A 19,921-nucleotide genomic window follows, 5' to 3' on the forward strand; every position below is an offset into this window, starting at 1 on the left:
CCGTGACCCAACGTTCCGGACGCAGGGTTCTTGCCTGTTCGGGTTCGCGCCGACGCGAGCGACAGTGTGACGTGGTATCCGGTCGCCCAGTCGCTATAGTTTCGGCGCGACGTCGCCGACGACGGCGCTATCGACGAAGACGACGACGTGGTCGCCGGGTTCGATGACGGTGTCACCGCGCGGCGTGATGAACTCGCGTTGGCGGGTTATCGCCCCGATGACGACGCCCTGCGGGAGCGACGCCACCGAGTCGCGAATCGGCTTGTTGGCGAGCAGGCTGTTGGCGTCGACTTCGATTTCGAGCACTTCCGCCTTGTCGGACTCGATGAGCGCGACGTTCTCCGCACCGCCTTCGCGAGTGAAGCGGGTTATCTCTTCTGCGACGACTTCGCGCGGACTCACACCCACGTCGACGCCGACTGCTTCGAACAGTTCGACGTACGGCGTCGTGTCGATGACGGCGACAGTGCGCTCGACACCGAGGCGACCCGCGAGCAGCGAGACGAGCAGGTTCTTCTCGTCGGAGTCGAGTGCCGAGACCAGCAGGTCGGCGTCACCGACGTGCTCCCGTTCGAGGAAGTCGATGTCGGTGGCGTCCGACTCCATGACGATGGTGTTTGGCAGTTCTTCGGCGAGTTCGCGGGCGCGGTCCGAGTCCTGTTCGAGCAGTCGCGGTTTGAACCCGCGCTCTTCGAGGAGTCGGGCGACGTGATAGCCGATTTCGCTGCCGCCGACGATGACGACTTCCTCGGCCGTCCCCGGTGATTCTTCTGGCGCGATAGTCGTCGCGAAGCTCTGGACGCTCTGTGGACTTCCGATGACGACGACGCGGTCACCGGGGCGGATGACCGTGTCACCACGAGGGATGGTCACCGCGCCGTCTCTGAGGATGGCCGCGAACGTCAGCGAGTCGAACCGGTCGGCCTGACTGACGGTCTGGTCCGCGACGGGGCTGTTGGCGTCGACTTCGAACTCGGCCATCTGCACCTTGCCGCCGGCGAACGGGTCGACGTCACGTGCCGCGGGGAGGCCGACGACGCGGACGATAGACTCCGCGGCCAGCAGGTTCGTACAGACCATGAAGTCGACGCCGAAGGCCTTCTCGGAGTGTTGCCACGTCCGGAGGTACTCGGTGTTCTTGACGCGGGCGATGGTGAACGCCGACGAGACGGCCTTGGCCGTCGCACAGACGACGATGTTCGTCTCGTCGTCGTCGGTGGAGGCGATGACCATGTCGGCCCGTTCGATGCCCGCTTCCTGGAGCGTGTCGACGGAGGTCCCGTCCCCGTGAATCGCCAGCACGTCGAGCGAGTAGTTGAGCTCGTCGACCCGTTCGGCGTCGCAATCGACGATGACGACTTCGTGAGTGGTGTCCAAGTCTGCGGCTATCGACGACCCGACCTGTCCGGCACCGACGATAATCACGCGCACGTTGGACCAGCCCCTGTCATACCTCTCCGTTGGACAGCGGGCGCGTATGTGCATTTCCCTTCGCCTGTCGGCACGGGTGTCGGTACCTCATCTCCCGGTCTGCGTGTGAATCGTGATTTCGACCTGCCGAGGGTTTCCCTCGATGTCGGCGACGATTCGCTCGACGATTCGCTCTGCTTCCGTCTGCAAGACCGGTTTCAGTCGGTCGATTACCCATCCGAGCGAGACGAATCGGGGCAGGTCGATATCTCCGGCCGAGACGGTACTCGGGTCGTATTCGACTTCGAAGAAGACGCGACAGGCCGTCTCGGCGTCGGCGGGCGCGTCGGCCGGCAGGTCATCGAGTTCTTCGACGCGCCACCGACCCACCGCGTGGATGTCTTTGGTGATGTTCCAGTCGATGCGGTTCGGCGGCGTCACGTCCGTCACCTGTGACTCGGCGGTGTAGTTCAGTCTCCACCACGAGAAGTGGAGTCTGTATCGGGTCCCTGGCGTCCCGTCACCTCGCCGTCTGACCTCTCGGAGATGCTTGGAGTAATCCGCGTATCTCGGGAAGTCGACGAGGAAGTCGTATATCTCTTCGGGCGGCAGGTAGACGACGGTACTGACGGCTATCTCGTCCACGAACGTCCATGTGTTCGGGGAAAACTAAGCTTTGTGGGCCAGTCACACGCCTCGCGTGCACCCCGACAGGACGGCATCGCAACCTATAATCCTCCCGTGTAAGCACGTACAAACGAAATGGTGGGGGGGACGCTGCGGGATATTCGAGCAGAGATTCGGTCTCTCTCGTGCCCCGACGGTAATTACGAAGTCGTGTGTGGCCGAAGCGGCATCGCGCCGTCTGTGGTCGCTGGACTGACGTTCCCCGACCGGACCACCGCCGGTGACGCCGCCGAACTCGCGTGTACGTATCACGACGCGCTCCGACGGTACGACCCCTCGATTCCGTTCGACGACCCACTGGTCCACGAGGTGTCACCGACGACGATTCCGCCGCTGGCGATGCCCCCCGACAACCCCCAGACTCGGTTTTCCCTGTTTTGTCACGACGTCTCCGGAGCGGTGTTCGAGTCGCTGTCGGCGCTCGGCCACCGGGACGTCGAATCCGCCGCCATGGAGACGTACCTCACGCTGGCGGAAGTCGTCGGCGACGAGTCCGACTACTGTCTCACGATGGTGTGGAGTCTGATGAGCGAGATGGACGTTCGACTACCGCCGGCCGAACAGACGGCCGTCGTCGAACGGGCCGCAGAGATGTTCGCACCGATAGAGACGCCCAACCCGGTGGACGCGACGCTCCGATACCTCGAATCGGTCGATTTCATCGACAGTTACTCGGCCCGCGCGCTGTCGGACGAGGGGCGAAACCGCGGCGACGACGCTCGCACTATCGAGGACACCGACGCCACCGAGGCGAACAGTGGCCACCCGTACTGGGAGTTCACCTTCGGCGGGTACGCACTCGCAGAGCGGACCGGGCGGATTCCGACGCTGCCGATTGCCGTCGACCTGTTGCGCCGCACGCCCGCCCGGTCGGTTCAGTTCGTCGACGGCGAGGCGCTCGCAGAGAACCGGTGGCGACTCCGCGTCCAGTTTTGCGAGACGGGGCCATCCGACGGACTCGTCAGCGTCGACGTCGCGGAGAACCGGTGGCTCAACGACACCGGCCTCTACCCGCATCAGGAGTGACGCCCCGCCTCAGTGTGGAGACCACACCGAGCGACGGACGAGACAGCGCTGGTCCGGCGACTATCGAGACGTGACCGCGTCGGCGACGACAATCGAGTGGCTTTATTCGCCTCACCCCGAGGCGACGGTATGAACGCGACGACTCGACGAGACGCACTCGTCGTCGGCGGTGGCGTCGCAGGCCTCACCGCGGCGACGTTTCTCTCCCGCGCCGGCCTCGACACCCTCGTGGTGAACGCAGGCGAATCTATCGTTCGGCGGAACGCACATCTGGAGAACGTCCCCGGGTTTCCGGCGGGCGTCAACAGCAGACTCTTCACCGACCTGCTCGACGAGCAGGCGTCCCGAGCAGGCGCAGAGACGTTCACTGGCCGCGTCGTCGGCCTCGACGTGCTCGGAACCGACGACGACCCGCTGTTTTGTGCGACTGTCGAAACCGACGACGAGACGGTCGAACTCACGGCCACGCGCGTCGTCGCCGCCTCGTGGGCCGACGCCTCGTATCTCGAAGCCACCGGCGCAGAACTCCGACAGGCCGGGTCGAAGACGTACGTCGACGTCGACGAACTCGGCAGGACGAGCGTCCCCGGTCTGTACGCCGCCGGCCGACTCACCGAAATCTACCACCAGACAGTCGTCGCCGCGGGTGACGCCGCCGAGACGGCGATTACGTTGATTCACGACTCCGAGACGCCGTTCTACAACGACTGGGTCGCTCCCGAGGGCTACTTCACCGAGCGCGGGCGGGAAGTACCGCCGGCCTGCGAAGAGATAGACGCGGCAGAGCGCGAGCGGCGAGAAACCGAGTCACGCGAGGTCATGCGCGAGTTCTTCAGCGAGCGACATCCAGAGCCACAGCGAACGCACCCGAGTCTCGTCGACGACGAACTCGGCAGAGTCGACGAGTAGCCGAACTCACGCTCTCAGACGCGAATCCTTTTAACCGATAGCGGGCGCAGACACGAGTGAATGCTGGAAGGTGTCAACGTCGCACTCGGGGTGACAGGGAGTATCGCGGCCGTCAAAGTCGTCGAGTTGGCGCACGAACTCCGCCGACAGGGGGCGTCCGTGCGAGCGGTGATGACCGGTGCAGCGACGGGTATCATCCACCCGTGGGCGGTCGAATTCGCCACCGAGAACGACGTGGTCACCGAGATAACCGGCCGCGTCGAACACGTCGAACTCTGTGGCCGCGAGGGGTGGGCAGACGTGTTCCTCGTCGCGCCGGCGACGGCGAACACCGTCGGGAAGATGGCTGCCGCCATCGACGACTCTCCCGTCACGACGTGTGCGACGACTGCACTCGGTGCGGGCGTCCCCGTCGTCGTCGCTCCCGCCATGCACGAACCGATGTACGACCATCCCGGTGTGCTGGACGCAATCGAGCGCGTCGAGTCGTGGGGCGTCGAGTTCGTGGACCCACGAATCGAAGAGGGGAAGGCCAAGATTGCCACCGAAGATGCCATCGTCACCGGCGTCACGAAGGCCGTCACGGAGCAGACGCTCGCGGGGGACTCTGTCGTCGTCACCTCGGGAGCGACCACCGAATCAATCGACCCGATTCGGACGCTCTCGAACCGCGCGTCGGGGCGGACGGGTCGCGCCGTCGCCCGCGCACTCGCGATTCGCGGTGCCGACGTGACGCTCGTCCACGACGGCCCGGACGTCCACTACGCCGACGTTCGACAGGTCGAGTCTGCGGCCGAGATGCTCGCCGCCGTCGAAGACGCCGTCGAAGACGCCGACGCACTCGTCTCCGCGGCGGCAATCTCCGACTTCACCGTCGAAGCGGCAGACCAGAAGATTCGCTCCGGCGAGGCGCTCACCCTCGACCTGCAACCCGCGCCGAAACTCATCGACACCGTCCGAGAGGCGCATCCAGACCTCACTATCGTCGGGTTCAAAGCCGAGACCAGCGGTGACGACGACGCGATGGTCACAGAAGCACGCAGAATCATGGACCGCGTCGGACTGGCGTTCGTCGTCGCCAACGACGCGTCCGTGATGGGTGACGACGAGACGCGCGCACTCGTCGTCCGCGACGGCGAGACGAGCGAGTACGTCGGGTCGAAAGCCGGACTCGGTGCTCGGGTCGCAGACGAACTCAAAAAAGAACTGTAACGCGCGCGACGGTCAGTCGTCGGACTCGGCGTCGCTGTCGGGCACGACGTCGGGGTTCTTCCCCGGCCACTGGACGCCGTCGAGGAAGGGCACGCCCATCCGCTGGGCCGCCTGCGAAATCATGTGCGCGCCGGTCGGTGCGGTGAGGAACAGGAACACCACAGTCACCAGCGACATCAGTCCGTCGCCGTTGGGCAGGAAGTACACCGTCCCCGCGAGGGCGATAGACGCCGCCCCGAGGGTGGTCGCCTTCGACGTGGCGTGCATCCGGTTGTAGACGTTGGGGAACCGGAGCAGCCCAATCGTCCCGACGATGAGGAAGAAACTCCCGAGGAGGGTCAACAGGATGACGAGGGCCGCACGGACGGGACCGACCGTCACGGCGGCCGCGCTCTCTGCGGTCATTCGACGATGTCCCCCTCCGTGACGTACCGCGCCACGGTAATCGTGCTGATGAAGCCGATGATGGCGAGGACGAGACTGACGCCGATGAAGTAGCCCTGCTGCGTCCAGATGGCGTACAGCGCGGCGATGGCGACGACGTTCGTCCCGATGGTGTCGAGTGCGACGACGCGGTCAGGCACTGTCGGCCCGCGGATGACCCGGTAACTCACGAGGAGTGTCATGGCCGCGGCGAGGATGAGGCCACCGTAGAGAACAGCCTCCATCACGCCGAGATAGGCTGGCTCAGCCATGCTGTTCACCCCCTGTCGTCGCGGCGGCGGGGTCGTTCTCGGCGGAGACCCGTGCCTGCGGTGCCGGGTCGCCGGGTTTCAGTTCTTCGTCGAAGATGACGAGTGCGTAATCTTCCCAGCGGCGGATGGGTTCGAGGGTGGCCGCCGGGTCGCTCCCGTCGATGCTGTGGACGTACAGCGTGTTGGTTTCGTCGTCGTAATCCATGGTCAACGTCCCCGGAGTGAGGGTGATACTGTTCGCGATAGTCGTGATGGCCATCGGGGTTCGCACGCGGAGTGGGACTTCCACGACGGCCGGGTCGATTGGCATCGACGGCGAAAGCGTCCGTCGCGCCACGTCGACGTTGGCCGTGAGGAGTTCCCACAGGAACGTCAGGAGGTAGAGCAGTACGAACGGCGCGACGCGAGCGCTCCGGGCGATGGAGGCGTCGTCGCTGTAGAAGCGTCGGAAGAAGAACGCGATTCCCATCCCGACGCCGAGTCCGATGACGAACTCTTCGAGGATTCGAATCGGTGTCAGTTCGACACCGCGGACGAACAGCCACAGGACGGCCAGAACGAGGCCGGTGAGCGGCCAGCGCCGACTCATCAGTGACCACCTCCCGTGCCCGCGCCCGCGTCCATGCCGACGCCTGGGCCGTGTAACACGGCGTCGACGTAGGCGTTGGTGTCGAGTGCGGCGTGGGCCGCCGCGTCCGCCGCGGCGAAGACTGCTTCGAAGCCGATACCGAACCCGACTGCCGCGAGTGCCAACACGACGGCGGCAGTCACTTGCGTCGTGAGTTCGAGTCTTTCGAGTCCGCCGTCGCCACCGTCGGTCACCGCTCCGGCGGGGCCGAGCGTCCAGCGCGCGGGGAGCGTCGCGTCGACCATCTCGGTCGTCCGCCCCCAGAACACCTGATTCCACGCCCGCGTGTAGTACGCGATAGTGAGAATCGCGCCACCGAGGGCGACTGCGAGGGCGAGGGCCGACCCAGTCGCGCCAGCGGCGAGTGCCTCACCGGCCGCCTGGAAGACCAGGAACTTGCCGAAGAAGCCCGAAATCGGCGGGACGCCGATGAGCGTCAGCGCGCCGAGGAAGAACGCGGCGGCGAGGACGGGCGCGCGGTTGGCGAGTCCGCCGAGTTCAGACAGACGGTCACTGCCGACCACGTCCTGAATCGTCCCGCTCACGAGGAAGAGCAGACTCTTCGCGAGTCCGTGGTTGAAGGCGTAGACGAGTGCGGCGGTCACACCGAGGACGGCGACTGCCTCGGAGGGGGCCGTCGCGGCCACTGCCAGCGGCAGGACGATGAACCCGACCTGACTGATAGACGAGTACGCGAGGATGCCGTCTACGTCGTCGCGTCCGACGGCACCGATACCGCCGAAGACGATGCTGACCGCGGCCATGAGGAACATGACCGGGCCGAAGAAGCCGAGGGCGGAGTCACCGGTGATGCCGAGGAACGAGAGGTCGAACGTCGCGGCGGCGAAGATGGTGAAGTAGAGACGGACGATGGCGTAGACGCCGACTTTCTTCACGACGCCAGCGAGCATCGCCGTCACCGGGGCCGGTGCGGCGCGGTAGGCCGCCGGCACCCAGAAGTGGAAGGGTGCGAGACCAGCCTTCAGCGCGAACACCGAGAACAACACGGCCGAGAGGCCGAGCACCGGCAAGAGCGCGATGTCGTATGCCACCGGGTCGGCGAGACGTCGCGCCATGTCTGCCATGTTGAGCGTCCCCGTCGTACTGTAGAGGCCGCCGATTGCGACGAGCATCACCGCGCTCCCGATGAGGTTGAGCACGACGTAGTTGAGCGCCGCGCGAGTGTGCTCGCGCCCGGAGTAGAACAGCACGAGAATGTAGCTCGACATGAGCATCACTTCGAACCAGACGAAGAGGTTGAAGATGTCGCCGGTGAGGAACGACCCCGTCACGCCGACCATCATGAAGTGGTACAGCGGGTGGTAACTGAGTCGCTGGCCGAAGGCGCTGATAGACGCAATCGAGAAGACGAGCGCGACGAGCGACACCATACCCGCGAGTACCAGCATGAACACCGACAGGCCGTCGGCGACGAGCGTGATGCCGAACGGGGCGGCCCAGTCGGACACCTGATAGACGAGCACGTTCGGCTCGCTGCCGAGTGGGAGCACGACGGCGTCGAACAACGCGGCGACTGCGCCGAGGTAGGCGACGCCGCCGAGGAGACTGACGGTCCGCCGGAGTATGTCGCTCGGGCGCACGAGCAGCGTTAGAATCGCTGTCACGAGTGCCACGAGGACCGGTGCGATGACGAGCGTGCTCATCTGCTACCTCCGAGTTCGTACATGTCGATAGTTCCGTGTTCCTCGTACACCCGGTAGGTCAAGACGAGGGCGAGTGCCGTCGTCCCGAACCCGATGACGATGGCGGTGAGCACCAGCGCCTGCACGAGTGGGTCGGTCGGTGCGGGACCACCGCCACCGTGTCCCGAGAGGATGGGTGCGAGTCCGTCGAACCCACCCATAGTGACGAGGTAGACGTTCGCTGACTGACTGATGATACTGATGCCCCAGACGACGCGAACGACGTCGCGTCGGAGGACGAGATACGTCCCGATGCTGAAGAGGACGCCCAGGACGCCCGCGAGGAATACTTGTGTCATTCGTTACCAACCTCCGCGACGATAGTCAGGAGTCCCCCGACGACGGCGAAGAAGACGCCCAGGTCGAAGGCGAAGGCGCTGGCGACTTCGAGTTCGCCGTACAGCGGGAGATGTTCGAGGAAGAGCACGCCCTGCGTCAGGAACGGGAAGTCGAACGCGAGGGGTGCGAGACTCGACCCGACGGCGAGAGCGAGGCCGAGCGACGCCATCCATCGGTAACTGTCGACGAGGCGGTGACGTTCCGACCCGTCGGGACTGATGCCGAGAATCTCTCGCTGGAGGTAGTCGAGGCCGAAGATGACGTACACCAGCGCGAACGCCGCCGCCGCGAGGACGGCCCCGATGAATCCGCCGCCGGGCAGGTTGTGCCCGCGGAGGAGCAGTGCGATTGCCGTCACCAGGATGATGGGGACGACAATGCGAGCGACGGTCATCGAGATAACCGTCGTTCGGCCCGAGGAACCACTCATTGGGTCTCACCCCGGCCACGCATCCGAATCAGCGTCAGAATGGCGAGCGACGCCATCACGACGACCGAAATCTCACCCATCGTATCGAATCCCCGGAAGTCGACGAGGATGACGTTGACGATGTTCGACCCACCGCCGTAGTCGGTGAAGATGGGTCCGTGTTCGGCAGGGACGCCCGCACGGGCGATGAAGAACTCTTTCAGGCGCGGGTCGGGCGAGGCGTCCGTCGAGAGGAGGACGGTGACGAACACCGTCGCACCGACGGCCACGGACAGGACGCCGTCACGGAGTGAGACGAACCGGTCGGGAGCGTCGCCGTAGAACGCCGGGAGGCGGTCCAAGACGAGCAGGAAGATGACCAACACGAGCGTCTCGACGGTGAGTTGCGTCAACGCGAGGTCAGGCGCGTCCGCGGCGATGTAGAAGATTGCGACCATGAACCCGACGATAGAGAGCGTCAACACGCCGGCGACGTGCGACGGCGCGATATCGACGGCGAACGCGGCGACGAGTGCGACCAGCAGGACGAGAACGATAGGCAGCGAAACACTGAGGCCGCTGATAGCCGGCATCGACACGCCCGCGGCGGCGTAGCCACCGAGTGCGAGGGCGACGAAGCCGAACAGCCCCCACGTCGCGTAGGTTCGGAGAAGTCCGGTCTGAATCTTGGGCGTGACCGAGACACTGGTCTCCGTCAGGCCTTCGACGAAGTTGTCGTACCACCAGTTCGCGCGAACCGGGCCGCGAAGGATGGCGTTGATAGCGTCGTGGATGCGGTCGTAGAACGGGAACGAGATGGCACCGACGACGATGGTGACGATACTCATCAGCACGTAGGGCGTCAGTTCCGTCGGGAAGTGCACCGAGAAGGAGTGCGCTTCGCCGGGGACGACGCTCCCGTAGACGTCCCCGATGAGTGCCTCGATGAAGAGGTTCGGTTGGGCAGAGATTGCCAACACGAGGACGCCGAGGATTGCCGGCGGGACGAGCATCGCGAGCGGTGGCCGGTGGACGTGTCCCAGTTCGTCGGGTTCGTCGCCGAAGAACAGCGAGGCGAACTTGATGGAGTAGAGGAACGTGAAGACGCTCCCGAACACCGCGACGACGGGGAAGACCCACGCGATACCGCCCATCTCTGCGGCGGCGTAGTACGTCGCTTCGAAGAGCAACTCCTTCGAGTAGAAGCCGTTGAACGGCGGGAGGCCGGCCATCGACACCGACGCGACGACGGCGATGATTGCGGTGATTGGCAGGTGTTTGCGGAGGCCGCCGAGTTTCTCGATTTGCCGAGTCCCCGCCTCGTGGGCGATGATACCGGCGACGAGGAACAGTGCCGCCTTGAAGCTCGCGTGGTTCAGGATGTGGAACGCGCCTGCTTCGGCACCGTAACTGTTGGCGAAGCCGAACGCGCCGATGATGAGTCCGAGGTGCGAGGCAGTCGAGTACGCGAGCAGTTCCTTGATGTCCGTCGCGCTCACTGCGAGGATGGCCGCGACGGTCATCGTCAGAAGGCCGAGGACGGCGAAGACGAGCGTCCAGTCGCCGAGGACCGCCGCTTCCTCAGGGAGGAACAGCGGTCGGAAGCGACCGACGAGGTAGACGCCGGCTTTCACCATCGTCGCGGAGTGGAGGAACGCCGAGACGGGCGTCGGTGCCTCCATCGCGTTCGGAAGCCACACGTGGAACGGAACCTGTGCGGATTTCGTCGCCGCCCCGAGTCCGACGAGGAGGAGGACGGGCACGAACAGTGCAGATGCCATCAGCACCTCACGGATGGCGTCCGCGTGTTCGATGAGGACCGGAATGCTGTACGTCGTGCCCTCGATGGCCATCGTCTGGCCGGACGCCCACACGAGGAGGATGAATCCGACCAGCATGAACAGGCCACCGGAGACGGTGATGAGCATCGACTTCCGGGCGGCGTACTGGGACGCCTCCTCGTCGGTGTAGTGACCGATGAGGATGAACGACGAGAGACTCGTCAGTTCCCAGAAGACGAACAGGGCGACGAGGTCACCCGCGAGCGCCACGCCGAGCATCGAACCCATGAACGCCAGCAGCGTCGCGTAGTATTTCGCCTGACCCGGCTCGCCGTGCATGTAGCCCCCAGAGTACGTGAGGATGAGCACGCCGACGCCGCTGGCGAGAAAGGCGATGAGTAACGCCAACCCATCGACGTAGAACGCCAGCGAGATGCCGAGCGAGGGAATCCAGTCGAACGAGACGGTTCCATGCGCCCCCGCGAGGAACTGGTCCGTCACGAGGCCGAGTGTGACCAGCGCGACGGCGGCCGCGAAGTACGCCGTGCGTTCACCGAGGAGCCGATAGACGGCCGGGGTGAACGCCGCGGCGAGAAACGGCAGGAAGACGATTGCGAGGACGACTTCCGGTGTGGGTTGCACGTCGGAAATTGTGAATAGCGCGGACTTAGGTGTTGTCAAACCCGATGGCTTACGAACACCGGGAGACTGACGCCCATCGGATTATTCGAGGACCGTACTGAATTCAAGATTGTACGCTAGAGGTGAAATTTATATCCTCGGACGACGATAGTACGTATTAGAGCGCGACTCGCGCCTCGGATATCGTCGGACAAACGGTGTGCCGCGTCGGTATTCGACTGCGTTTCCGTGTTCTGTAGTTGACGAGTTTCGTCTCTCGTGGGCGAACGACGCTCGATTCGTGGTGGTATCGAACGCGTTCTGGATGCATCACCGGGGTAATGGTCGGTGAGTGCTTCTCACGACACTCTCGGATGGTCTACTCTGACGACACTCGCCCCCGAACCCGCGGAAGGACACTGTCCTCGTGAATGCGGGTTCTCTCGAAACGTGTCATTGTATCTCTTCGGTGGTTGCAGTCACCGACGTCTCCCTCTTCGGCCCTCAATAATTTCGTAACACCCTCTATATTTGCGGGGTTTCCAGAGGGGCGCAACTAATTTATACACACATTCGGACTGGTTCATCAGTGATGGAAGGGAGCGTATCGAGCGACGAACTACTCGATATTCTGGGTGATACCGAATCGAGAGCGCTGCTCGTGGCCTTACGGCGGGAGTCGCAGTCCGCCAAGGAACTGGGTGAAACGGTCGATTTGTCGCTTCCAACCGTCTATCGACGACTCGACAGATTGGGAGAGTACGACCTCGTCACGTCCACGACAGAGGTCCGCGCAGACGGGACGCATTACCGGCAGTACGAATGCGCGTTCGACGAGACTGTCGTCACGTTGTCTCCCGACGGTTTTCAGGTGAAACTCACGTTAGACGAACGAACGGTCCTGCCGGGACGCACACACCCCACCGACGATTGAGAGCGACGGGGCCGCGTGGCACGATACCGACGACGTGACATCGACTTCTGCTGGCCGTTCTCCGTCGGAAAATTTTCTCGGTCGCGAGTCGTCGCAGACACAGAGAGACGTCAGCGTGCTTTCTTTTTAATCGGCCAACAGATTTATCCGAGTGAATTTTCAGACACAGAAACTGCGCCTCCACATTTATAACAACATCTGACAATCTGGATTTCATGACTGTTCCAGACGCGCGCTCCGGGCAGGGAGACGCGCAGCGTCAGGGCAGAGGGGGGACGTATGATAATTGACCCAGCACGGATGAGGTCCGTCAACGGACCCGGTCCGAATAGCGACGTCGCGATGGACGCGATTCGTGAGACGGCTGAGGGGGCCGTCTCACTGGTCGCCGTCTACGGCGCGACGGCGTTCGACCTCTTCCACGTGGGAGAGACCGTCCGGAAGTCGTTCGGGAGTCGCGACGAACTCGTGGCACATCTGGGCGACCTCGCCGAAGAGACACGAAGGGAGTTCATGGAACGTGGGTTGTTCTCCGGGCTGAGCCCGGTCCAAAACAGTGTCGAGTATCGGTTCGAAGAGCAAGCGGACCACGGCGTGCTGCAGGTGTACTGCGGCGGGCGTGGGATGCTCCTGTTCGTCGGAACCGACGAACCGGTCGAACCACTCGTTCGGACGGCTTCGAAGCTTCTCAGCGGAATGTAACACAACTCGGGGGCGCACCCCGAGGAGTATTCGACTGCTGACTGGCGAGACGGTGGGTCGGTCACGCCGCCCGTCGAGCGGCCACCTCGCCTCGGCAACCCGACTGTGGGCCGATACCACGCATCGTGTGTTTCCGTACCCGACGGCTCGCGAACCGCCACATTTTATGCCTAACCCCGGGAACGGGCGACATGGACCAGTTGCGTCAGTCCCTTCTCGACGCCCCAATCATCGAAAAAGGCGATTACCAGTACTTCGTCCACCCGATTAGCGACGGTGTCCCGATGCTCAAGCCGGGACTCCTCCGCGAAATCGTCATCAAAATCATCCGTAAGGCCGACCTCGAAGACGTCGACAAAATCGTCACCCCGGCCGCCATGGGCATCCACATCTCGACTGCCGTCTCGCTCATGACCGACATCCCACTCGTCGTCATCCGAAAGCGAGAGTACGGCCTCGACGGTGAGGTGTCGCTCCACCAGCAGACCGGTTACTCCGAAGGCGACATGTTCATCAACGACGTGAACGAGGGTGACCGCGTGCTCGTCCTCGACGACGTGCTCTCGACAGGCGGGACGATGAAAGCCGTCCTCGACGCGCTCGACCACATCGGTGCGGACGTCGTCGACACCGTCGCTATCATCAAGAAAGCCGGCCCGAACGAACTCGACGACTCGGGACACCACGTCAAGACGCTCATCAACGTGACCGTCGAAGACGGCGAAGTCGTCATCGTCGACGAACACGGCGACGACTGAACAGTTCTCACGAGGGTGCCGAACGACCCCCTCGGCACGCTCCGAGTACGTTGCCGCGAGCGATGCGTTCGAGCGAAAACTCGTGTTCTGTGCCGGTCACGCCGACCCACGCCGAGACGGGAGCGCTACGCTCCGCTCGCAGAGAACCCACGCGGAATTTCCGCCTTCGGGGACCCTTTGTATCGCCAGTGCACAGTATAAGGCGATGACATCTGCACTTTTCATCGTCAGTGAAGAAGGCTACTGGGGCGAGGAGTGTATCGAGCCGCTCACCACACTCACCGACGCCGGTGTCGACGTCACCGTCGCCACGCCGACGGGTGGCGCACCCGTCATCGACGAACGGTCTATCGACCCCGAGAACGTCGGTGAAGAACTCGCAGAACACGTGCGCGAAGTCCACGAGACGGACGAACGACTCAACAATCCGGAGAAACTCGCACGCGTCGACGCCCGCGACTACGACGCCGTCGTCTTCCCCGGCGGGCACGGCACCGAGTGGGACATCAATCAGGACCGACACGCCCGGCAAGCCCTCCTGCAGGCCGTCGCCGGCGACGAGGGCAAAGCACTCGTCGTCTGTCACGCCGTCGGCATCCTCGCGTTCACCCGCGAGGCGGACGGGTCGCACCTCGTCGAGGGACGAGACGTCACCGGATTCCCCAACGAGTGGGAAGAGGGTATCGTCGACGACGACGACCTGATGCCCGACGGACGGAAACTCCCCTACTGGGTCGAAGACGAAGTCGTGGCCGCAGGGGCCAACTGGGACGCCGAACTCGACGCCGACACGAGCGTCACCGTCGACGGTGACCTTATCACGGGACGTGGACCGGGTTCGTCCGCCGACGCGGCGCGGACGCTGTTGGACGAACTGGGCGTGGCGTAATCGGACACGAGAGATGCAGACAGTAAGCTAAAGGAACACTTTTTCGTTGGCCATTCTTCGGTGGTGTCGTGAAATTAGCGGACCTCTCGTTCACCCCCGGAGAACGACTCAGTGGTTCGGACTTAGCGGACCGATTCGAACGGGGAATGACCGGTCGCGGCATCGAAATCTGTTACGACGAAGACGACCAGCGGTACCTTCGACTCTTTTCGAGCGACACTGGACCGTACGCTGACGACGTCACCGGCGGTCAGTTCACCTACATTGGCGAAGGGCAGTCTGGTGACCAATCGCTTACTGGCGGGAACAAGTTTCTCGCGCAGGCAAAACACAACCCGCTTCCCATCTTTTTCTTCCACAGGTCGGACAACGATTCCGAATGGGAATATCAAGGACAGGTCAAAGTCGTCGACTACGAACACGGGCCGTTCGATACGTCTGACAGAGACGTCTTCCGATTCGTCCTCCAGCGACGTCACGAACAGGAAGAGCGAGTAGACGCCGAAGAAGTCGTCCCCGACCTCTCACCGGCAGACAGAGCGGAGACCACTCGAAGTCGCATCATCAGAAACACGACGCTCTCGGTGGCACTCAAAGAGCGGTATTCACACACGTGTCAGGTGTGCGGTGCGCGACGACGGCGACGTGTAGACGAAGGCTACGCGGAAGCGCACCACCTCAAACCGCTCGGGAGACCACACGATGGTCCCGACGTCGAAGCAAACGTTCTCGTCCTCTGTCCCGACCACCACGCTGATTTCGATTACGGGATGGTCGCTGTCGACCCTGATTCACATCGCATTGCACACGGTTACGATAGAGACATCGACGGGACGACACTGCACGTTCGAGATGACCACGACGTCGATGACCAGTATCTCGAATACCACAACAGAGAGATTGCGCAGTTCTGAACTGGGATTCGATACTCGGACCGCTACTCGATTTTGAACACCGCTTCTTCGATACCTTCGCTCCGACACTCGGGACACCGCGACGGGTAGTTCACCGGGTCGTCGAAGGCGTTGAACCCGCAGTTCAGACACTCCGGTGGAGCGACGAGGAACTGTTCGTCGCCGTCGCTGTCTATCGAGCGAGCGACGTGTTGGAGGTGGCCGTAGACGGACGACGCCGGCACGCCCAGGTTCGTCGAGAGCTCTGACGCGGTTGCCGGTTCGTCACGGAGGGCGTCGGCGATACGCTGGCGAGTCGTCGCGGTGGACTCCCGGTCTGACATGGAACTCGCTTCGGTGTCGGGGGGAAAATTTGTTCCGACGTTTCGACCCTCGAAGTGTCAGCAAAATAGGGAGGATGCAAAAAGTCCTTCACTGAGTGGCGGTTCTTGAGGGGTATGAAGGCAGTCGTCCTTGCCGGTGGATATGCGACGCGTCTGTGGCCCATCACCAAACACCGCCCGAAGATGTTCTTACCGGTCGGTGACCAGACGGTAATCGACACCATCTTCGAAGACTTGGAAGCGGACGACCGAATCTCCGAGGTGTTCGTGAGCACGAACGAACGATTCGCAGAGACGTTCGAAGAGTACATCGCCGACTCTCCGTACTCCAAGCCCACGCTCTCCGTCGAAGAGACGCGCGCAGAAGACGAGAAGTTCGGCGTCGTCGGTGCGCTCGCGGAACTCATCGAGCGCGAAGGGGTGGACGAGGACCTGGTCGTCATCGCCGGCGACAACCTCATCAGTTTCGACGTGGCCGACTTCGTCGACTTCTTCTACGAAAAGGAGTCGCCGTGTCTGGCCGCCTACGACGTCAAAGACATCGAGAAAGCGAAATCCTACGGACTGGTCGAACTCGACGGTGACCGGGTCGTCAACTTCCAGGAGAAACCCGACAACCCGAAGAGTACGCTCGTCTCTATCGCGTGTTATGCGTTCCCCGCCAGCGACCTGCCGAAGTTCGACGACTACCTCGCCGGCGACAACAACCCCGACGAACCGGGATGGTTCATGCAGTGGCTACAGGAGAACGGTGACGTCTTCGCCTACTCCTTCGACGGCGCGTGGTTCGACATCGGCACGGCCCAGAGTTATCTCGACGCCGTCTCGTGGTTCCTCGGTGGCGAGAACGTCGTCCACGAATCGGCGACGGTGACCAACACCGAACTCGGTGACAACGTCCACGTCATGGCCGACGCGGTCGTCGAAGACTCCACGCTCGACGGGTCGGTAGTCTTCCCGAAGGCGTCTATCAAGAACGCCAGCCTGAAGAACTCCATCGTGGACGAAGAGACCCACATCGAAAACCTCGACCTGTCGAACGCGCTCATCGGTGCACACTCGCGGTTGACGAAAGAGTAGCCGACGGACGCGAACCGTTCAGTTCGGTTTCTCTTCGGGTCGCTTCAAACTCACCCGAGAGAGGCGTCCGTGATGCGAAGTTTGCCCCGCGTCCCGTCCCACTCCGTCTCGTATTCGAGTTCTATCGGACGGTCCATGTGAGGGCCGTCGGTGACGAACGTCTCGAACTCGCCGCCCTCGCCGAGGACGTGGACGCCGTACTTCTCGTTGAGTTCCGCCAGTTCGTCGAGTGCGTCGTAGTCGAGTGTCCGGCCGAGCCACGATTCGTCGAGGCCGTGTGCGGCGACTTGGAGTATCGTGATTTCGAACCCGGCGTCTATCATCGCCTCGCCGAGTTCCCGGGGGTCCTCTTGCCAGAGCGGGGCGAAGAGGTCGATTTCGAGACGGTCGCACATGCCCTGAATACGGTTCGTCTGGAACTCGCTTTCGATAGCGCCGGCGGTGACGCCCGCGATGTCGAGTTCGGATTGCAGGTCGGAGAGCGCCGCTTCGAGAGGTTCGAGTTCTGCGTCGCCCTGTGCGCCGGAGTCCGTCGCGTCGGTCGCTTCGAGGTCACCGGGGTAGACGTCCACGAGTTCGATGCCGATGCTCTCGGCCGCCAGCGCAGTGAGGTCCGTCGCCGGAACGTGGTACATATACGAGTCGTCGCTTGGGTGGACGGTCAGCAGGCGGGTGACGTTCAACCCCTCTTCGAGCGCGCGGTAGAGCGCCCACGAGGAGTCCTTGCCGCCGGAGAAGAGACTGACCCACTCGGATGCCATGGGGGCGATAACGGGTTGAGGGAGATAGGCGCTACGGTGTCGTTGCCGGGGACTCACACAGCGATGGCAGTCGACCGAACTGCAGTGGTCGGTGGACGGCCGATGGGGTCGAACGCCGTCATTTCGAGTTGGGTGTGTAGTACGCAGTTAGCCAGTCGGCGATGCCATCGAGGCCGGGGAACAGCGTCCGGCGGTTGAAGTTCAACTGGTCCAACCGGTCTCGGAACTCCGCTTTTCGCTCGGCCGGGACGACGATACGGCGATACAACTCGGGGTGGCCTTCGAGCCACGTGTCCATGGCGACTGTCGGGTTCGACTGACTCGAAAACAGTGCCGCCTGGTTGACGATTCGCTGGTCGATGGCCGGTGGTTCGAAGAAGACGACGTAGTCGTCGGGTTGCTCCGCGGCGAACGCCGCGATTGCGTCCCGCATATCGAACATCTCCAAGACGCCAGCGGTCGGTGACCGACCCATCTCGTCGGTGTACTGGTCCAGTAACTGGCGTGTGACGTCGTCGAGCAGGTCAGCGTCGAACATGTCGGTGTCGAGGCGCTCGAGAGACTCCCGCAGGAATGCCGGAAGTTGCTCGTGGGCGCGAACGTAGTCGACGGCCCAGATGACGCCATCGGTGTCTGCCCGGCCACCCGTGGCGAAGAACGTGGCGATGGCGGGCGAGTAGGTCCAATCGAGCAACCTCGTCGGCAACCCGTGGTGTTGGGCGATAGCCAGTCGGTAGTACGGCGAATCCGGGATGTCTATTTCCTGTCGTGCGTACTTCAGGAAGTTGCGAAGGAGGTGTCCTTCGAGTTCCCACTGCCCCGTGTCGCCGACGAACCGGGTAATCGAGGCTTCGAGCGAGTAGTCGACGTTGGAGAGTCCACGGAAGACGTACGGCGACCGATACCGCCCGATACGCTCGTTCCATGCGTGCTCGCCGAGTACCTCCTGTAGCGTCAACCAGTCCGTCGCGACGATGTCGTTCGTCGTCCCCCCACCCATACTACTACATGTCGGTCGAGGACGATAAGCAGGTCTGCTGGCCCCGCAGTGAGGCCTGGCGTCGGAACGTGTCGGCTACATGTAGCCCAGGTCGCGGAGACGCTCCATCAGGTTCTCTTTGTCCTGTGCGCGACCCGCGCGTTCCTTGCTCGCGGCGAGGTCCTGGACCCACGCGGGTCGGTCGTCAGACTTCGACGACCCGGATTCGGTGCCGAGCGAGCGGAACCCCTCGAAGTACTTGGGTGAGACGGGGAGGTCGGTTGGGTGGGTTCCCTCCGGGAGGTCGTTCGTCGTCTGTGGGACGTGACCCACCGGATAGCCGTCGACGGCGTCGGGGACGATGTAGTTCCAGAAGGCACCCCAGATGTCCGCCTCGGTGAACTGGAGGATGGAGTGCACACGGTCGTGTGGGGGGTACTTCTCGGAGTCGTGACGCGGACTGAAGAACGTCTCGTCGGCGCGGGCGTCCTGTTCGTCCCAGCGAACGCCCGAGAAGATGCCGTCGAACCCGTGTTCGGTGATGACGTCGTTGAGGGCGACGGTCTTCAGCAGGTGGTTGCCTTCGAAGGTGTCGGCGTCGAGGACGATGGTGTCGCCCTCGTAGCCGAGGCGGGCGAGTTCGCGCCGGGTGGATTCGCTCAGGTCGCTGAGGGGGATTTCGTCGCCCGGTTCGGCACCGATGCGGGCGAAGTCTTCGTTGCGCGCGACGATAAGGTCGAGATTCCAGCGGTCGGTCCACTCGTGGACGAACGCCTCCGTCTCGTCGAAGTGCTCGAAGTGGTCGATGAAGACGACCGGTGGGACGGGCACGCCGAGGTCAGCGGCGACTTCGCGGACGACGTAGAGAACGACCGTCGAGTCCTTCCCACCGGTCCACATGATTGCGGGTCGTTCGTACTGTTCGAGGGCGGTTCGCGTGACTGACGCGGCTTTCTCGAGTTTATCTTCGAGTGTGGGGTAGGCGTCGGCAGTCTCGTCGCGTCCTGCCGTGTAATCCAAGTCGAGATAGTCTGGGAACGAAAGGGCCATGGTGCAAGCATCGGCGGGAGACGTTATCTATGTTTTCGGGCTAACAGAACGTTAGGCGTCTCCTACCGGCGTTAAAGAGTGGAAAACGAGTGTCACGGTGTGGTAAAGATA

General features: G+C 63.2%; 22 protein-coding genes. 9 read left to right on the forward strand and 13 right to left on the reverse strand.

Annotation, left to right across the window (positions count from 1 at the left end; translation table 11 throughout):
- Nucleotides 1-93: 93 nt before the first annotated feature.
- The gene (trkA, locus tag ACK3R5_RS05055) at nucleotides 94-1,431 is read right to left on the reverse strand and encodes a Trk system potassium transporter TrkA (protein ID WP_411962972.1); all 1,338 of its coding nucleotides are present in this window, start codon (nucleotides 1,429-1,431) and stop codon (nucleotides 94-96) included.
- Nucleotides 1,432-1,518: 87 nt separating this feature from the next.
- On the reverse strand, nucleotides 1,519-2,055 hold the full coding sequence (locus ACK3R5_RS05060) for a type II toxin-antitoxin system RatA family toxin (RefSeq protein ID WP_411968262.1): 537 nt from the start codon (nucleotides 2,053-2,055) through the stop codon (nucleotides 1,519-1,521).
- A gap of 117 nt (nucleotides 2,056-2,172) precedes the next feature.
- Between ACK3R5_RS05060 and ACK3R5_RS05065 the strand changes: the two genes are divergently transcribed.
- The 3 genes from ACK3R5_RS05065 (at nucleotide 2,173) to coaBC (ending at nucleotide 5,244) form a co-directional block, all read left to right on the forward strand.
- On the forward strand, nucleotides 2,173-3,123 hold the full coding sequence (locus ACK3R5_RS05065; RefSeq protein ID WP_411968263.1) for a hypothetical protein: 951 nt from the start codon (nucleotides 2,173-2,175) through the stop codon (nucleotides 3,121-3,123).
- Nucleotides 3,124-3,252: 129 nt separating this feature from the next.
- Nucleotides 3,253-4,032, forward strand: a complete 780-nt coding sequence (locus ACK3R5_RS05070; RefSeq protein ID WP_411968264.1) for an FAD-binding protein — start codon at nucleotides 3,253-3,255, stop codon at nucleotides 4,030-4,032.
- Nucleotides 4,033-4,092: 60 nt separating this feature from the next.
- The gene (gene coaBC / locus ACK3R5_RS05075; RefSeq protein WP_411968265.1) at nucleotides 4,093-5,244 is read left to right on the forward strand and encodes a bifunctional phosphopantothenoylcysteine decarboxylase/phosphopantothenate--cysteine ligase CoaBC; all 1,152 of its coding nucleotides are present in this window, start codon (nucleotides 4,093-4,095) and stop codon (nucleotides 5,242-5,244) included.
- Nucleotides 5,245-5,256: 12 nt separating this feature from the next.
- Here the strand turns inward: coaBC and mnhG are convergent, their stop codons facing one another.
- Genes mnhG through mbhE form a run of 7 tightly spaced genes read right to left on the reverse strand, consistent with a single transcriptional unit; the run spans nucleotide 5,257 to nucleotide 11,441 of the window.
- The gene (gene mnhG / locus ACK3R5_RS05080; protein WP_411968266.1) at nucleotides 5,257-5,649 is read right to left on the reverse strand and encodes a monovalent cation/H(+) antiporter subunit G; all 393 of its coding nucleotides are present in this window, start codon (nucleotides 5,647-5,649) and stop codon (nucleotides 5,257-5,259) included.
- The gene (locus tag ACK3R5_RS05085) at nucleotides 5,646-5,939 is read right to left on the reverse strand and encodes a monovalent cation/H+ antiporter complex subunit F (RefSeq protein WP_411962978.1); all 294 of its coding nucleotides are present in this window, start codon (nucleotides 5,937-5,939) and stop codon (nucleotides 5,646-5,648) included. Before ACK3R5_RS05085 ends, mnhG begins: the two co-directional genes overlap by 4 nt.
- Complete coding sequence (locus tag ACK3R5_RS05090; protein WP_411968267.1) at nucleotides 5,932-6,528, reverse strand: Na+/H+ antiporter subunit E; 597 nt, start codon at nucleotides 6,526-6,528, stop codon at nucleotides 5,932-5,934. The genes ACK3R5_RS05085 and ACK3R5_RS05090 overlap by 8 nt, the downstream gene beginning before the upstream one ends.
- Nucleotides 6,528-8,231: a complex I subunit 5 family protein gene (locus tag ACK3R5_RS05095; protein ID WP_411968268.1), complete on the reverse strand. Its 1,704-nt coding sequence runs from the start codon at nucleotides 8,229-8,231 to the stop codon at nucleotides 6,528-6,530. The genes ACK3R5_RS05090 and ACK3R5_RS05095 overlap by 1 nt, the downstream gene beginning before the upstream one ends.
- Entirely contained in the window at nucleotides 8,228-8,569 is a 342-nt protein-coding gene (locus ACK3R5_RS05100) for a sodium:proton antiporter (protein ID WP_411962981.1), read from the reverse strand. Before ACK3R5_RS05100 ends, ACK3R5_RS05095 begins: the two co-directional genes overlap by 4 nt.
- Complete coding sequence (locus ACK3R5_RS05105) at nucleotides 8,566-9,039, reverse strand: MnhB domain-containing protein (protein ID WP_411968269.1); 474 nt, start codon at nucleotides 9,037-9,039, stop codon at nucleotides 8,566-8,568. Before ACK3R5_RS05105 ends, ACK3R5_RS05100 begins: the two co-directional genes overlap by 4 nt.
- On the reverse strand, nucleotides 9,036-11,441 hold the full coding sequence (gene mbhE / locus ACK3R5_RS05110) for a hydrogen gas-evolving membrane-bound hydrogenase subunit E (protein WP_411968271.1): 2,406 nt from the start codon (nucleotides 11,439-11,441) through the stop codon (nucleotides 9,036-9,038). Before mbhE ends, ACK3R5_RS05105 begins: the two co-directional genes overlap by 4 nt.
- Before the next feature lie 571 nt (nucleotides 11,442-12,012).
- Between mbhE and ACK3R5_RS05115 the strand changes: the two genes are divergently transcribed.
- The 5 genes from ACK3R5_RS05115 to ACK3R5_RS05135 all read left to right on the forward strand — a co-directional run bounded on the left by ACK3R5_RS05115 (nucleotide 12,013) and on the right by ACK3R5_RS05135 (nucleotide 15,617).
- On the forward strand, nucleotides 12,013-12,354 hold the full coding sequence (locus ACK3R5_RS05115; protein WP_411962984.1) for a winged helix-turn-helix domain-containing protein: 342 nt from the start codon (nucleotides 12,013-12,015) through the stop codon (nucleotides 12,352-12,354).
- Between the two features lie 300 nt (nucleotides 12,355-12,654).
- Nucleotides 12,655-13,056, forward strand: coding sequence for a hypothetical protein (locus ACK3R5_RS05120; RefSeq protein ID WP_411965786.1), 402 nt, complete (start codon nucleotides 12,655-12,657; stop codon nucleotides 13,054-13,056).
- A 191-nt stretch (nucleotides 13,057-13,247) separates the two neighbouring features.
- Nucleotides 13,248-13,814 (forward strand): hypoxanthine/guanine phosphoribosyltransferase, encoded by a 567-nt coding sequence (gene hpt, locus ACK3R5_RS05125; RefSeq protein ID WP_411962985.1) that lies wholly within the window; start codon nucleotides 13,248-13,250, stop codon nucleotides 13,812-13,814.
- Between the two features lie 205 nt (nucleotides 13,815-14,019).
- The gene (locus ACK3R5_RS05130; protein WP_411968272.1) at nucleotides 14,020-14,703 is read left to right on the forward strand and encodes a type 1 glutamine amidotransferase domain-containing protein; all 684 of its coding nucleotides are present in this window, start codon (nucleotides 14,020-14,022) and stop codon (nucleotides 14,701-14,703) included.
- Nucleotides 14,704-14,771: 68 nt separating this feature from the next.
- Nucleotides 14,772-15,617 (forward strand): HNH endonuclease, encoded by an 846-nt coding sequence (locus tag ACK3R5_RS05135; RefSeq protein ID WP_411962988.1) that lies wholly within the window; start codon nucleotides 14,772-14,774, stop codon nucleotides 15,615-15,617.
- 23 nt (nucleotides 15,618-15,640) lie between these two features.
- Here the strand turns inward: ACK3R5_RS05135 and ACK3R5_RS05140 are convergent, their stop codons facing one another.
- Nucleotides 15,641-15,940 carry a transcriptional regulator gene (locus ACK3R5_RS05140; RefSeq protein WP_411968273.1) on the reverse strand — a complete coding sequence of 100 codons (300 nt, stop codon included), beginning with the start codon at nucleotides 15,938-15,940 and terminating at the stop codon, nucleotides 15,641-15,643.
- Nucleotides 15,941-16,054: 114 nt separating this feature from the next.
- Here ACK3R5_RS05140 and ACK3R5_RS05145 point away from each other — a divergent pair, with 114 nt between their 5' ends.
- A complete protein-coding gene (locus tag ACK3R5_RS05145; protein WP_411962990.1) occupies nucleotides 16,055-17,020 on the forward strand; it encodes a sugar phosphate nucleotidyltransferase in 966 nt (321 codons plus the stop codon).
- Nucleotides 17,021-17,070: 50 nt separating this feature from the next.
- Here the strand turns inward: ACK3R5_RS05145 and ACK3R5_RS05150 are convergent, their stop codons facing one another.
- From ACK3R5_RS05150 to ACK3R5_RS05160, 3 genes are all read right to left on the reverse strand, one after another.
- A complete protein-coding gene (locus ACK3R5_RS05150) occupies nucleotides 17,071-17,781 on the reverse strand; it encodes a diphthine--ammonia ligase (protein ID WP_411962991.1) in 711 nt (236 codons plus the stop codon).
- A gap of 118 nt (nucleotides 17,782-17,899) precedes the next feature.
- Nucleotides 17,900-18,781, reverse strand: a complete 882-nt coding sequence (locus ACK3R5_RS05155) for an FRG domain-containing protein (protein ID WP_411968274.1) — start codon at nucleotides 18,779-18,781, stop codon at nucleotides 17,900-17,902.
- A 75-nt stretch (nucleotides 18,782-18,856) separates the two neighbouring features.
- Nucleotides 18,857-19,810, reverse strand: a complete 954-nt coding sequence (locus tag ACK3R5_RS05160; RefSeq protein ID WP_411968275.1) for a phosphoadenosine phosphosulfate reductase family protein — start codon at nucleotides 19,808-19,810, stop codon at nucleotides 18,857-18,859.
- Between the last annotated feature and the right edge of the window lie 111 nt (nucleotides 19,811-19,921).

Origin of the sequence: Haloferax sp. YSSS75, from assembly GCF_046764215.1 — an archaeon.
Lineage (GTDB): Archaea > Halobacteriota > Halobacteria > Halobacteriales > Haloferacaceae > Haloferax.